This is a genomic window from Acinetobacter sp. R933-2, from assembly GCF_030325485.1.
Classification (GTDB): Bacteria; Pseudomonadota; Gammaproteobacteria; order Pseudomonadales; family Moraxellaceae; genus Acinetobacter; species Acinetobacter sichuanensis.
On sequence record NZ_JACAIJ010000006.1, the window covers coordinates 225,493 to 241,126 of the forward strand.

At 36.6% G+C, this 15,634-nt stretch carries 12 protein-coding genes; 10 read left to right on the forward strand and 2 right to left on the reverse strand.

What is annotated here, in order from left to right; translation table 11 throughout:
• Positions 1-453: 453 nt before the first annotated feature.
• Positions 454-3,393 (forward strand): insulinase family protein, encoded by a 2,940-nt coding sequence (locus HX005_RS09405; protein WP_286377139.1) that lies wholly within the window; start codon positions 454-456, stop codon positions 3,391-3,393.
• A 25-nt stretch (positions 3,394-3,418) separates the two neighbouring features.
• Entirely contained in the window at positions 3,419-4,576 is a 1,158-nt protein-coding gene (locus HX005_RS09410; RefSeq protein ID WP_107008736.1) for a phospholipase A, read from the forward strand.
• Positions 4,577-4,626: 50 nt separating this feature from the next.
• Here HX005_RS09410 and HX005_RS09415 read toward each other — a convergent pair whose 3' ends face one another.
• Together HX005_RS09415 and HX005_RS09420 are read right to left on the reverse strand one after the other, a co-directional pair.
• Positions 4,627-5,979 (reverse strand): TrkH family potassium uptake protein, encoded by a 1,353-nt coding sequence (locus HX005_RS09415; RefSeq protein WP_286377140.1) that lies wholly within the window; start codon positions 5,977-5,979, stop codon positions 4,627-4,629.
• A 1-nt stretch (position 5,980) separates the two neighbouring features.
• The gene (locus HX005_RS09420) at positions 5,981-6,634 is read right to left on the reverse strand and encodes a potassium channel family protein (protein ID WP_107008734.1); all 654 of its coding nucleotides are present in this window, start codon (positions 6,632-6,634) and stop codon (positions 5,981-5,983) included.
• Between the two features lie 389 nt (positions 6,635-7,023).
• Here HX005_RS09420 and HX005_RS09425 point away from each other — a divergent pair, with 389 nt between their 5' ends.
• From HX005_RS09425 to phnW, 8 genes are all read left to right on the forward strand, one after another.
• Positions 7,024-7,563, forward strand: a complete 540-nt coding sequence (locus tag HX005_RS09425) for a hypothetical protein (RefSeq protein WP_286377141.1) — start codon at positions 7,024-7,026, stop codon at positions 7,561-7,563.
• Positions 7,564-7,661: 98 nt separating this feature from the next.
• Positions 7,662-8,162, forward strand: a complete 501-nt coding sequence (locus tag HX005_RS09430) for a hypothetical protein (protein WP_286377142.1) — start codon at positions 7,662-7,664, stop codon at positions 8,160-8,162.
• A 103-nt stretch (positions 8,163-8,265) separates the two neighbouring features.
• Positions 8,266-9,003 (forward strand): UTRA domain-containing protein, encoded by a 738-nt coding sequence (locus HX005_RS09435; protein WP_502872729.1) that lies wholly within the window; start codon positions 8,266-8,268, stop codon positions 9,001-9,003.
• A 151-nt stretch (positions 9,004-9,154) separates the two neighbouring features.
• Positions 9,155-10,150, forward strand: coding sequence for a putative 2-aminoethylphosphonate ABC transporter substrate-binding protein (locus HX005_RS09440; RefSeq protein WP_502872730.1), 996 nt, complete (start codon positions 9,155-9,157; stop codon positions 10,148-10,150).
• Positions 10,151-10,194: 44 nt separating this feature from the next.
• Positions 10,195-11,406 (forward strand): ABC transporter ATP-binding protein, encoded by a 1,212-nt coding sequence (locus tag HX005_RS09445; RefSeq protein WP_286377145.1) that lies wholly within the window; start codon positions 10,195-10,197, stop codon positions 11,404-11,406.
• The gene (locus HX005_RS09450) at positions 11,400-13,112 is read left to right on the forward strand and encodes a putative 2-aminoethylphosphonate ABC transporter permease subunit (protein ID WP_286377146.1); all 1,713 of its coding nucleotides are present in this window, start codon (positions 11,400-11,402) and stop codon (positions 13,110-13,112) included. Before HX005_RS09445 ends, HX005_RS09450 begins: the two co-directional genes overlap by 7 nt.
• Before the next feature lie 150 nt (positions 13,113-13,262).
• A complete protein-coding gene (locus HX005_RS09455; RefSeq protein WP_286377147.1) occupies positions 13,263-14,417 on the forward strand; it encodes a TIGR03364 family FAD-dependent oxidoreductase in 1,155 nt (384 codons plus the stop codon).
• 56 nt (positions 14,418-14,473) lie between these two features.
• Entirely contained in the window at positions 14,474-15,586 is a 1,113-nt protein-coding gene (phnW, locus tag HX005_RS09460; RefSeq protein ID WP_286377148.1) for a 2-aminoethylphosphonate--pyruvate transaminase, read from the forward strand.
• Positions 15,587-15,634: the final 48 nt, after the last annotated feature.

Below are 15,634 nucleotides of genomic sequence, written 5' to 3' on the forward strand. Positions count from 1 at the left end.
CGAACAACTTATAGGGATAGGTGGTGTAAATCGACAAAGCTCCGCTTTTATAAATAGCCTAAGTAACCCTAAGTCTATGATTTTTTTGGATGAAATTGGGCGAATTCGAAGATTTTATATTCATCCTCATTATAGAAAAAAGGTATTGCAACAAAATTACTGCGAATAATCGAAGATACCGCAATACAGCATTTTAAAGTTTTGACTTTATATACCGATACTGAGCGAGCTTCTGAATTTTATTTGACTTGCGGATATCATAAAGATGATTTTCATTCTGATATTAGCCATTTTAAAATTCTTGTGAAAACTTGAAAGGTCAATAAAATTAAAATACCAAGTGAATAAGTCGGAATTTTTGCTATGGTATGTTGTTTATTAGATGAATTAGATTGAAATCTGCATGTATAATGTCATATTAGGTCTTATATTTCATATTATTTAGGAGATCACATGACTGTAGATGTCACTGAAACCTTAGCCCAAACTGTCCATCCTGCGTTTCAGTTGGTACGTCAACACCATGTTGAAGCTTTAGATATTTTCGTTTCAGAATATAAACATAAAGTGACAGGTGCTGTGCATTTTCACTTAGCAACTGAACATGATGAAAATGTATTTTTAGTTGCGTTTCGTACGCAACCGATGGATTCTAAAGGTGAGGCGCATATTTTAGAGCATACTGCATTATGTGGTTCTGAAAAATTCCCTGTACGTGATCCATTCTTTTTGATGATTCGCCGTTCACTAAACACTTTTATGAATGCGTTTACCGCAGCAGATTGGACTGCTTATCCATTTGCAACACAAAATAAAAAGGACTTCCAAAACCTTTTAGAAGTGTATATGGATGCTGCATTTGCAGCGAATTTGAATCCGTTAGATTTTGCACAAGAAGGCATTCGTATTGAGCTAGAAAATGGCGAACCTGTATATAAAGGTGTTGTTTTTAATGAAATGAAAGGAGCAATGAGTTCTCCTTCAGATCAGCTTTATCATCAGTTGGCACATCATTTATTTCCAAAAACGACTTATCACTACAACTCTGGTGGTGATCCAAAAGACATTCCAGATTTAACCTATGATGAATTGGTGACTTTCTATAAATCACATTATCATCCAAGTAATGCTGTATTTATGACCTTTGGTAATCATTCTGCTTATGAGTTACAAGAGCAGTTTGAAAAATTAGCCTTAGCAAAATTTAGCAAAGGTGAAACTTTATATTCAAAACCTGAGCAACGTTTAACAGCACCAATTACCGTGCAAGAAAGTTATGCTTTAGATGGTGATGATTTAAAAGATAAGACTTATCATGTACTTTCATGGTTATTACCTGAGGCGAGCAATATCAAAGTTCGTTTAGGTATGCGTTTAGTCGAAGGCGTCTTGTTAGAAAATTCAGCATCCCCTTTACGTCATTATTTGGAAACGTGTGGTTATGCACAGTCTACAGGTCCATTTATGGGGGTAGATGACTCAAATTTTGAAATGACTTTCTATTGTGCAGTACAAGGTTCAAATCCTGAACATACAGAAACATTTAAAAATGGCGTATTGAGTATTTTACAAGAAGCTGCGTCTAAACCTGCTGATCCTGAGATTGTTGAAGCAATTTTGCATCAAATCGAATTGCATCAGCGAGAAATTGGCGGAGATGGTACCCCTTATGGGTTGTCGTTGATTCTCAATGGTTTAGCAAGTGCAATACACCATAATGATCCAGTACATGTTTGGGATGTAGATACTGCAATTGCTGAAGTGAAAGAAGAACTCAAAGACCCAATGTGGTTATCAAACTTGATTCAAACTTATCTTTTGGATAATCCACACCGTGTACAACTGACTTTAGTGCCTGATGCACATAAATCTGTACAAGATGTTGAAGAAGAAAAAGCACGTTTAGCAAAAATCGGTGCGGCATTAACAGAGGCTGAAAAAGCAGAAATTATTGCACAAACAGAAGCATTAAAAATCCGTCAAGAAACCCCTGATGATTTAGATTTATTGCCAAAAGTAGGTTTAGAAGATGTACCCGCAGATTTGACGATTGTGCAAGGTCAACTTCGTGAAATTATTTGTAATCAAGTTGATACACCATTAAATTTATATCATGCAGGAACCAATGGTATTTATTATCAACAAGTGTTGATTCAAATTCCTGACCAAATTGTAAAATCACCCTATTTTAACTTGTTATCAGTTTTGATGGGTGAGGTTGGTGCGGGTCAATATGACTATTTAGAGCTGCAACAATTACAAACTGCGGTCAGTGGTGGTTTGGGAATGGGGGCTTCATTACGTTCTAAAGCCGATGATAAAGGCAAAATCACAGCATGGTTAACTTTAACAACCAAATCTTTAGCTCATAAATTAGATGCAATTCAATTACTCAAGTTGGCATTTGAAAAATTACGTTTTGATGAAAAAGATCGTATTTTAGAGTTATTACAACAGCGTAAAACACGTTGGGCAGCGCGTTTATCAGGTTCAGGTCATAGCTATGCAATGCAAATTGCATCACGAAATATGAGTGCTTTGGCAAAACGTGATTATGATAATACAGGACTAGGTGCATTAAACTGGTTGGTAGACTTAGTTACACGTATTGAAAAAGATGAAGCTGCATTTAATGACTTTATCGCAGAATTGAAAGCAATTCATCGTGGCTTAATGCTTGCACCAAAACAGTTTTTATTGGTATGTGAAGAGCAACAATCTGATCGCTTATTGGAAGAGATTCAAACGGTTTGGGATAAATTAGATGTAGATCGTTCAACGGTTTTATTAACAGAAGTTGAGCCGTCATCAAGTGACAATGATGAAGCATGGTTGATTCAAGCCAATGTACAATTTTGTGCCTCTGCATATCAAGCGGTGGAAGTTGCACATCCAGATGCTGCACCATTAATGGTGCTAGCAGGTTATTTACGTAATGGTTTCTTACATAGTGCCATTCGTGAGAAAGGTGGTGCATATGGTGGCGGTGCAAGTTATGATGGCAATGCCTGTGCTTTCCGTTTTTATAGTTACCGCGATCCACGTTTAGCAGAAACATTTGCAGACTTTGAAGCGAGTTTAGATTGGTTGATCAATACTGAACAGCAACCGCATCAACTTGAAGAAGCGATTTTAGGCTTAGTGTCGAGTATGGATAAACCAGGTTCACCAGCAGGTGAGGCAATTACAGCATGTTATGCCTTATTGCATGGTCGTACGCCTGCTTTTAGACGTCAAATGCGTGAACGTTTATTGCGTGTGACGTTGGATGATTTAAAACGTGTTGCACAAACTTACTTAATCGGTCAAAAGCCAACAAAAGCAGTGGTTGCGCCATTCGCCAAAAAAGAGGCTTTAGAGCAATTAGGTTTTGAAATCAAAAAAGTGAATTAAAACCAATATTTTTTTGGAGAATTTTATGTCGTTCAAAAATTTTGAACGCACACCATTGAATCTGAGCATCTTTATGATGCTCAGTTTTGGTTGGGTGGCATCCGCTTGTGCCGATGATACGGCATCCATTAATCCTGCAAGTACTCAAGCTTGTGTCGCATTAGAATCAAATGCAGATCGTTTAGCTTGTTATGATGCAATTTTTAAGGTAGATACTGCTTCATCTGCACAGGCACCTGTAGTTGTATCTGAGCAGCGAGCAGCAAAAGAATTACAAGTTGTAAAAGAAGAACCACAGGGACTGAAAGCTAAAATTGAAGATAAGGTCGAAAACTTATTTTCAGTACATGGTGCAAAAATTGATCCTAACAGCTCATTATTAGATAAACGATGGGAACTATCGCCAGACAGTAAACTGGGTACATGGAATATTCGTGCGCATCAACCTGTATATTTACTGCCAGCCTATTGGTCAAGTAATAAAAATGAATTTCCACACAGCCCAAATCCACAAAATACTGTTGATGAAGCTCAAGACCTAAAGTCAACTGAGGCAAAATTTCAGATTTCTTTAAAAACCAAAGCGGTTGAAAACTTAATCGGTGATAATGGTGATGTGTGGTTAGGTTATACACAGTCTTCACGTTGGCAAGTGTATAACGAAGATGAGTCACGTCCTTTCCGTGAAACAAATTATGAACCAGAAGCCAGTTTAATTTTTAGAACCAATTACGATATTTTAGGTTTGCATGGACGTTTGCTTGGATTGACATTTAATCATCAATCTAATGGTCGTTCTGATCCATTATCTCGAAGTTGGAATCGTGTCATGTTAAATCTTGGCTTTGAAAAGGATAATTTTGCCCTAATGGTGCGTCCTTGGTATCGCTTAGATGAAGATGCAAAAGATGATAATAATCCTGATATCAAAGATTATGTTGGACGTGGCGATGTAACCGCATTTTATCGTTGGAAAGAGAATGAATTTTCTTTGATGTTACGACATTCTTTAAAAGGTGGTGATGACTCACATGGTGCAGCACAGTTTGATTGGGCATTTCCAATAAAAGGTAAACTGCGTGGGCATTTCCAACTCTTTGATGGTTATGGTGAAAGCTTGATCGATTATAATCATCGTGCAACCTATGTTGGTTTAGGTGTATCGCTCATGAATGCTTATTGATGATCAGCATGATAAAAAACCACTCAAAAGAGTGGTTTTTTATTGCCATTTTAGCCCACCTGAATTTCAGCGGTTGGATGGCTAACACGACTTTTCTTGGGTGTTGCGATTAAATAAGCAAGAGTTAAAGGTCCTAAACGACCTGCAAACATAAGACACATTAAAGCAATTTGGCTGCCTGCATGTAAATCTTCGGTAATACCACGTGATAATCCCACTGTACAGGCGGCAGATACTGCTTCAAATAATAAATCTAAAAAGCGTTTATTGGGTTCTAAAATAAGAAGTGTAAAAAAGCCAATTAAAATGAGCATCGAAGTAATGGCGATGACTGCTAAGGCTTTAAATGTCGCTTGATAGGACACAGAGTGTTTAAAAATTGTTAGTTCATCGGAGCGTCTTAGAAAGGTAATAACACTTAAAACCATAATGGCAAAAGTTCCAACTTTAATACCGCCAGCCGTACTTAGAGATCCTCCACCAATAAACATTAAGACCATTGTCACTAAGGCAGAAGCATTACTCATATTGCCAACTTCAAGGCTATTAAAGCCAGAGGAGCGCGGAACGGTAGCATGGAACCATGCATTTAATGCTTGATCACCAATCGACATTGAAGCGAGAGTGAGCGGATTACGTGCTTCTAATAACCAAATCACAATAAAAGCAAAAAGATTTAAAATTGCGATAGTCGAAAGAATTAACTTGCTATTAGGACTGAGTTTTTTCCAACGTTTTGCACGTTTAATATCCATTAAGACTAAAAAGCCTATTCCTCCAATAATATAAAGCATACTAATGGTAAAAGTGACCATATATTGGTTGGAAAAGCTCATTAAGCTATTGGGAAATAAGGAAAATCCACCATTGTTAAAGGCTGAAATACTATAAAAAACAGCATAAAATAATGCATGTTTAAACTCATATTGTCCTGTCCAAGCAATGGTTAAAATAATTGTGCCAATCAATTCAAAAAATAATGAATAGATCAGTACACCTTTTACAGTAAATGTTGCTTTTGCAAGACTGGTTTGCCCAATGGTTTCTTGTGCCATGATTTGCTGTTTCAGCCCAATTTTCGGTGAAAGACTCAGTGCTGCCAAAATCGCAAAAGTCATAAAGCCTAAGCCACCACATTGGATGAGCAGCATAACCACAATTTGCCCAAATAGAGTGAACGTATCTCCGATATTGACCACAGAAAGTCCTGTAATCGTGACGGCAGAAGTTGCTGTAAATAAAGCTTTAATCCACGGCAAATCACCATGATGCGCAAATGGTAATTTAAGTAAAAGTGTCCCAATCAAAATAAAACTTAAAAAACCAAGTGCAAGTAAACTTGGTGGGCTTAAGTTAATTTGATTGTGCTTTTTATTAATAAGTTCTTTTTTATAAAATTTCATTTTATAAGAAACGATTTGAAAGTTGTCTTAACTGTTCTACAGGACCTTCGACAATTAAAATGTCTTTTTCCTGTAAAATTGTCCCTGGTGCAATCTGATACAATACATGAGAACCACGTTGTAACAATAACGTATGAATTTCATTATTGCTATCATCCATCAACGTTTGAAATTGAGCACCTTGTAAATTTGAAGCAATTTCAATTTTGACAATGTAACGTTCATTATTGAGTGCCATATAACGACGAACCATAGGGTAGCTTAATGATTGCGCAATTCGTATCCCCATATCTTCTTCAGGATGAATGATTTGTTCAATTCCTAAATGAGATAAAATCATATGATGCGCTTTAGATTTAGCTTTCACTAAAATTTGCTTGATACCTAAGTTTTTCAGATGCAGTACACATAAAATACTGGCTTCAATATCATCACCAATGGCAACGACAACAGCATCACAATTTTTAATATTCAGTTCGGCAAGTACATGTTCATCAGTTGCATCAGCAATAACCGCATGACTAATTTGATCTGCAATATTTTCGACATTTTTTTTCAGTGTATCAATGCCAATCACATCATGATTTAACTGCGTAAGTTCGAGCGCAACTGTGCCACCAAAACTACCTAAACCAATGACCGCAAACAGTGCCATAATTTAACCTATCCTTACCATTGCAGATCAATTATTGAGAATAATGAATAAAATGGATTTTTAAAATATCGACAATTTTCTATTTTCACAGGCTATTTTATATTTAAAGCCAAGTTCAGCCAATGTATAGATCATGATAAAGCAGTGAACACCTAAATTTGATATTGATATTTAAATAAAAAATAGATAAATATCAATTGATTAAATTTATTTTTGTAATTTTATTTTTAAGTTTTTCTTATGGAATTAAGTCGTTTATACACAATCATTCTGCAATTTTAAAGCGTATTCGTGCTTCAGATCATTTAAATGTCATCAGATTTAAAACATTTTTTGTTAGTTTGGTTAGGCTAGAGAGCGCTAGAAAGTCAGAAGAAGAGTACATTAAAATGGATGATAAAAAAATTTATAAAATTTTACAGCATTGGTTTCCTTTACTTCGCAATGCAGAAGTTCCAAAGAAAAAAGATCGTCAAAGTTTTGAAACTTTTTTGCAGTGGATGGATGCTGCTGTTTTTGGAAATCAGTGTTATTTAATGAAAATGAAACCTGATCATTTTTTTGATAATGAACTTGAAAAATCGACTATTTTTCAAGATGAGCGAGTAGACATTGAGTGCTTAAAACAAAAAATTATCGCCAAAGCTCAGCCTATTTTAGAGCACTATGAGCAACATAAAAATGTGATTGGACGTTATTATAATGTTCATGATCAAGTATTAGATATTGTTTTAGAAGAAATTTTAGACTTGGCACAACAGTACAAATTTGAATTGCTGCTGATTTATGCTGAAGATTATTATTGGTTACTTGTCCCTGATGATGAAGCAAAAATAGAAAAATTTTGTAAAGCATTTAGCAAGCAATTTAAGCATCAAGAGATTAAAATTGAGCATTATGAAAAGTATCAATGTAGCCGCTCTACTTAAATTAAAGTTTTTACAAAAAGATGACTGTTTTCTTTCATGTAAGTTTGTTTAATTAAGACTTACTTTTTATTTATCTATTGATTTAAAAGAAAAAAATGATGACCCAAAATATTTATGAAATTTTTCAAGAGATTATTCCTGAATTAAAACAGCAAGATTTACCTGATGATTTAACAGAATTTACCGTTTTTAGAGATTGGTTGAATCAAACGCATTCTTTTATTCAATATGTTGAAATCAAAGAATATGATGCCAATGGTATTGATGAAAGTACGATATTTAAACAAAAACAACTGGATACAGAGGCATTAAATCAAGCGATTGAAAATGAGGTAGATCGCTTATTTGAGTCATTTGAATATGATGATGAAGATGACGCTGCAAATGATATCGTGTGCCAACAACAAAAAGTTGAAGAAATCTTATTTGATCAAATCAAGCTTTTTGCTGAGCAAAAACAATTGTCATTACTGGTTATTTTTCGAGAAAATCCGTATTGGTTGGTGGTGCCAACGCAAGATGAATTGCAACTACAACGGATTGTAGATGTATTTAATCAAAGTTTTAAAAACGATTATCTCACGATGGGAATGTATTAATTCTTGTATTCACTATAGCCTTAAAATCTAAAATAAATATTTTGAAAATTTCATCGCTTGGACATGATATTTGAGTATATTAGAAGAAATTTTCAAAAAATAAATGTTTATGTCTGTTCGTGAAAACACTGCTGCACGTATTCCTAAGTACATTGCCATTCGAGATGCGATTGCCCATGAAATTGAGTCTGGGCAATTAACTGCTAATACTAAACTCACTTCTGAGCGTGTGCTTTCTGAACAGTTTGTAACGACACGTGTTGCAGTTCGGGAAGCACTTTTAGCCTTAGAAATGGATGGTTTAATCTATCGTTTAGACCGCCGTGGTTGGTTTGTACGTGCGCCACGAATTATTTATCGTCCACAATCGACTAAAAGTTTTAACCAATATGTGACAGAGCAAGGCGGCATACCGAGCACTGAGTTGATTTCAGCAGAGTTACTACCAGCAACACAGTGGGATGCAACACATTTAAATATTGCAGTCGGTGATGAGATCTATTCCATTTGGCGTCGACGTAGTATCAACGGTCGTCCTGTTGTTGTTGAGCATTTGCGTGTAAATGCGCGTTTATTTCCTGATTTTTTAACACAATCATTAGAAGATTCAATTACCATCTTGATGGCTGAACATTATCAGCGTCAATTAACACGTGCGCATATTAACCTATATCCAACCGCATTTTCAGAGCAGCAAGCAAAAGCTTTGCATGTCAATGTCGGCAGTATGGGCTTATATATTTGCCGTACCAATTGTGATCAAAATGGTGTAATTACAGATGTCGATCAAGAATATTGGTTACATGATGTGCTTGATTTGCATTTTGAAGCATCAGAATAATGTATAAAAATAATTAATCTGGTTTAAACCAGATTAATTAAACTGTCACAAACTTTTGTTGAAATACGCTTTATCAAGAAGCAGCATTCGTTAGGAATGTCACATGATTCAGTATTTCAAACAGCATCAAAAAAAGTTTTTTAGCTTAACGATGAGTCTTACAGCAGCGTGTTTGTCGGTTGCTTGTACTACCTCATCAAGCTCAAATGAGGTTGAGCAAATTACCGTTTATACCGCAGTGGAAGCGGATCAGCTTAAGCGTTATCAATGGGAATTACGCAAAGCGCATCCCGAATTAAAAGTAAAATGGGTACGCGATTCTACAGGTGTTATTACGGCTAAATTATTAGCCGAGCAGAAAAATCCGCAAGCTGATGTGGTCATGGGTTTGGCATTGACCAGTTTATTGGTTATGGAAAAAAATGACTTATTACAGCCTTATCGTCCTAAAAATGTCGAACAATTAAAAACAGATTTTTATAGTCAAAAAGAGATTCCAACATGGACAGGAATGACCGCTTGGGAGTCGGCAGTATGTGTCAATACCGTTGAGCTTGCCAAGAAAAAATTACCAATTCCATATACATGGCAAGATTTAACCAAACCGATCTATAAAGGTTTAATCGTCATGCCAAATCCTGCATCAAGTGGGACAGGCTATTTAGATGTAACGGCATGGATGCAAATTTTCGGTGAAAAACAAGCGTGGCACTATATGCAAGCGCTCGATAAAAATATTTCCCAATACGTACATTCAGGCTCTAAGCCTTGCAAAATGGCTGCACAAGGTGAAGCAGTCATTGGAATTTCATTTGGTTATCCGGGCTTTAAGCTGAAATCACGCGGTGCACCTTTAGCAATTATTTATCCTACAGAAGGTTTAGGTTGGGAAATGGAAGCTTCAGCGATTGTGAAAGGGACGAAAAACCGCAGCAGCGCAGAAAAATTTATTGATTGGACAGTGAGCCAAGCAGCAAATGAAGCCTATGCACAAAATTTCTCCATGGTTGCGCATCAAAATGTGCAAAGTCAAAACCAAGATTTCCCTAAAAATCTTGCTCAGCAGTTGGTAAAAAATGATTTTTATTGGGCAGCCGAGCAACGTGAATCCATTCTAAAACAATGGTCAGCACAATTTGAAAAGTAATTGAACCATTGATACAAAATAAGGTCTTCAGTCTTAGGTGCAATATGCAAATCCCATCGCATTTACAAAAGAGTCAAACAGGGCATGTCATGCCAAACACAGCAGGACATCTGCTTGCAACGCTTAGAACATTTAAAATGACAGAATCAAAAACAGTGCTTGAAGCGGTTGATATTCAAAAATTTTTTGGGAAAACCAGAGTTTTAGAACATATTAATTTAGATTTAAAAGCAGGTGAGTTTGTTAGTTTTTTAGGACCTTCGGGCTGTGGCAAAACCACACTATTACGCATTATTGCGGGGCTAGAACAGCCTGATTATGGCAAAGTCATTAAGCAAGAGATTGATATTACTCATTTTAATACTGCAAAACGTAAATGTGGCATTGTTTTTCAAAATTATGCGTTATTTCCAAATTTAACAGTCGCGGAAAATATTGCATTTGGTTTGCATAAAAAACAATGGTCTAAACCGCAAATTCAGGCACGGATCACTGAGCTGCTCGATTTGATTGAGTTGCCAAACATCGCTGAGAAGTATCCCAATCAATTGTCAGGTGGGCAGCAACAGCGTGTTGCTTTAGCACGCGCGATTGCACCAAAACCTGATTTGTTATTGTTGGATGAGCCTTTGTCTGCTTTGGATGCCTTGGTACGTTTAAACTTACGTCAAAAAATTCGAAATATTCAACGACAGTTAAATTTGCCTGCCATTATGGTCACGCATGATCAAGAGGAGGCTTTAAGTATTTCTGACCGTGTTGCAGTGATGAATAAAGGTGTGATTGAACAACTGGATACGCCACATAATATTTATTACAAACCACAAACGCGTTTCGTGGCGCAGTTTATTGGCAGTATGAATTTTATGCAGGCAGTAGCAGTAGATGCACATTGTTTAAAAATTGCAGCGCAAGATGTACTGGAATTTCCACATTTAACATGTGTTCAAGGTGAACATTTTGAAATAGCATTTCGACCTGAAAATATAACGTTATTTACACAGCACGATCTGACTGATTTGCAGCAACAAGCGACAGGTTTAAAAATGCCCATTCGTATATTAAATATGGAATTTTTAGGGGCAAAGCGTCGTTTATTTTGTGAGTTAAAAAACCAAAATTTACAAGAAAAAGCGACTGTCATTCAGGTTGATATTGATCATCAGCACATGGCAGCGATCGCAGACGATATGTATTTATATGTGCCTATGCATGCTTTACATGTGTTTGATTCACGAGGGCATGCAAGATGTTAAATCAGTCTGCGGCAGATGCTTTGTTAAAAAGTCAAACAGCACAGCGTTCTCGTTATTCCTTGCGTTCAAGTCTGGTGCTGGCGGTTGCTGCTATTTTATTGACTTTAAGTTTAATTGCACCGTTATTCATGCTGATGCAAAGCGCATTTTTAAATGAACAACGACAATTTGTAGGCTTAGAAAATTTTATTCAATATTTTGCCAATCCTGCCTTAATGTCATCCATTTTTAATTCAATATGGGTGTCCTTGACGGCGATGTTGATCACAGTTAGCTTGGCAAGTGTTTATGCTTTTGCACTGACCAATTGTAATATTCGTGGCAAAGCTTTTTTTAAAACCGTGGCATTTTTACCAATTCTTGCACCCTCTATTTTGCCATCTTTGGCATTGGTGTACTTATTTGGGCAACAAGGTGTTTTGAAAGGTATTTTAGGCGATGTCGAAATTTATGGTCCGCTTGGTATTTTAATCAGCTATTGCTTTTGGTTATTTCCAGCCATGGTCATGTTAATGATGGGCGCATTTCGTAATATTGATCAGCGTTTAATTGAGGCATCGCATTCTTTAGGCAAAAATACGTGGCAAACGCATAGGGCAGTGACTTTACCTGCGATCCGTTATGGTTTGGTCAGTGCCTGTTTGGTGGCATTTACTTATGTCATTACCGATTTTGGTATTCCCAAAGTCATTGGTGGCTCATTTAATATGATGGCTTTGGATGTTTATAAACAGATCATTGGTCAACAAAATATGAATATGGGCGCAGTGATTTCAATTTTATTGTTATGTCCTGCGGTGTTAGCATTTATTTTTGATCGTTACCAAAGTCGCCGTCAAGAACGTTATCAAAATTTTCAAATCCAACCTTATCGTATGCACAGTCATCCTACACTTGAAAAAGCTTTAATGGTGTTCTGTAGTTTGATTTCTGGCGGCATTGTACTGATTATTGTGACCGCAGTTTTGGCATCTTTTATTCGCTATTGGCCATATGATTTGTCTTTAACATTCAGTCATTACCGTTTTGATTATGTTGATGGCGGTGGTTGGGCGAGTTATTTTAATTCGATTAAATTGGCATTGTTAAGCACTGTAGTCGGGACGATTTTAATCTTCATCATTGCTCTTTTTACGGAGCGTTTTAAAAGTCATCCGATGTTGAAAAATTATGTACAAATATTGGTGCTATTGCCTTTGGCTGTACCTGGTTTGGTACTCGGGATTGCCTATATCTTATTTTTTAATACACCTGAAAATCCATTGTCATGGCTATATGGCAGCATGATGCTATTGGTGATTTCAACCATTATTCATTATTACACTGTGCCACATTTGACTTTGAGTAATGCCATTAAACAAATCCCGACACAGCTTGATCATGCTGCACAAAGCTTGGGGACTTCACATTGGAAAATGTTTCATAAAGTGTATTTACCACTGACTTTTCCTGCTTTATGTGATGTATCGGTGTATTTATTTGTCAATGCCATGACCACTGTTTCCGCAGCAATTTTTCTGTACTCGCCTGATACCAATTTGGCTTCAGTGGCGGTGCTCAACATGGATGATGCAGGGGATACCGTAGCTGCAGTGGCAATGAGTATTTTGATTCTTGTAACCTCTTGTGTGGTTAAACTTTTACATTGGTTTTTTACACGCAAAATGATGCAGTCAAGTCAGCGTTGGCGTGAACATTCACATTAGAGCTTATATGAATATTAGATTTAAGTTGCTTATTTTAAACATCTTTTAAAGCGATTTTTTAAGCATTTTTCACAAAAAATTAATCACTTTCTTTCGAGGGTTTAGCCGACTTCACCCTGAAAAAAAGTAGATCAGTAGAGGAATACGTATATGCAAACAGCAAAAACAGATCTGATCATTGTTGGCGCAGGTATTTTGGGTTTATCAGCGGCAATCCAAGCAGCAGAGCAAGGACTAAAAGTACAAGTCTTTGAAAAAGATGCACAACCTGTTGGTGCAACTCGTCGTAACTTCGGCATGGTTGGCACATCAACACTGAGCCGCCCAGATGCAAAATGGCGTGAATATGCTTTAGCAACACGTGAGTTTTATCAACGGATTCAGGCACAAACGGATATTTCATTTCAACAACGCGATGGTTTATATGTGGCAAATACAGCACTTGAATGGCAAGTCTTAAATGAGTTTGCACAAGCTGCACCACATTATCAGATTCCAGTGACTTTATTATCAAAACAGCAACTCTTTGAACAATATCGCTATTTTAATCCTGAAACAGCAATTCGTGGTGCTTTGCTTTTTCATGAAGATTATTCAGTAGAGCCGCATTGGGTTGGATTACGCTTATTGCAATATGCAGAAAAACTGGGTGTAGAGATTTATTGTAATGCTTGTGTGCTACAGACCCAATCTTTACAAGGCACAGCACATATTCGTTTGGCAACAGGGCAAACATTCACAGCAAATAAAGTTTTAATCTGTCATGGTGAAGTGACTCAATTACTTTATCCCGATCTATTACAACAAAAAGGGTTGTTGCGTTGTACTTTGCAAATGGCGATGACAAAACCCTTACAAGTCACTTTGAATGCTTCAATTTATTCAGGTTTATCAATCTCTCGTTATCCTGCTTTTGAAATTTGCCCAAGTCATCAAGAGTTAAAAAATCAATCACAAACAGGCTTAGTCGAAAAATACGGTATTCATATCCTCATTAAGCAAAATCAATTTGGACAACTCATTTTGGGCGATAGTCATGAATATTACCCGATTGATGAAACGCCACAATTTAATCAACGAGAAGAAATTAACCAATTTATTTTGCAATATTGTAAAGAAAATCTTGGCTTAGAACTGCCTGAAATTGAGTCACGTTGGAATGGTTATTACCTGACGCATCCTACTGAATTGGCATGTGTGACAGAGGCTGAACCGAATATTTTCTTGGTGAGTGCGATTGCAGGTAAGGGCATGACCACAGGTGCAGGATTTATGAAAGAAATGTTAGAAAATTATGTTTTGTAATCTGGTTTAAACCAGATTGTATTATACTGTATTCAATTGAACAAAGGTTAAGCGAAATGAACGCACATATTGAGTTGGAAAATAAATATTTATTATTAACACCAGGACCATTGTCGACATCTGCAAGTGTCCGCCGTGTCATGCAGCGAGATTGGTGTACGTGGGACAAAGAATATAACGCATTGGTGCAAGATATTCGTCGCCGTTTGGTGACGTTGGCAACACAACATACTGAAAAATATAGCGCAGTATTGATGCAAGGCAGTGGCAGTTTTTCAGTTGAAGCGGTTTTAGGTTCAGCTATTCCACACAATGGCAAAATTTTAATTATCAATAACGGTGCTTATGGCGCACGTATGGTGCAAATGGCGCGTTGCTTAAAAATTGATGTGGTTGAATTGGCATATGCTGAAACACAAATTCCAAATTTAGCAGACATTGAAAAAGCACTAGAAGATGACAGCATCACGCATGTTTCATGTGTGCATTGTGAAACGACGACAGGTTTACTTAACCCGATTCAAGAGATTGGTAAAATTGTCAAAGCGAAAAATAAAGTGTGGATCGTAGATGCGATGAGTTCATTCGGTGGTGTGCCGATGGATATTGCAGATTTAGAGATCGACTTTTTAATTTCCAGTGCCAACAAGTGTATTCAAGGTGTACCAGGATTTGGTTTTATTATTGCAAAAAATGAACAATTACAATCATGTAAAGGCTTAGCACGTTCAGTCAGTTTAGACTTATATGATCAATGGAACACCATGCAACAGCATGATGGAAAATGGCGATTTACGTCACCTACACATGTGGTACGTGCATTTTATCAAGCACTTTTAGAACTTGAACAAGAAGGTGGTGTGGCTGCACGTTATCAACGTTACACAAATAATCAACAGCGCTTAGCCGCAGGAATGCAGGCATTGGGCTTTGAATTGGTCTTAGATTCAAACCAACCTCAATCACCGATTATCACCACATTTTTATATCCAAATGAAGCAGATTTTAGCTTTCAAGCCTTGTATGAAAATCTGAAACAAGCAGGTTTTGTGATCTATCCAGGTAAAGTCACCGATTTAAATTGTTTCCGTATTGGCAATATTGGTGAGGTTTATCTAGATGATATTGAAAGACTTTTAAACGCAGTTGAGCAATATCGTCAGGCTTAATTTTATTTTTTACTTATTTATTGATCAATTTAAGACATAAACTTTTAG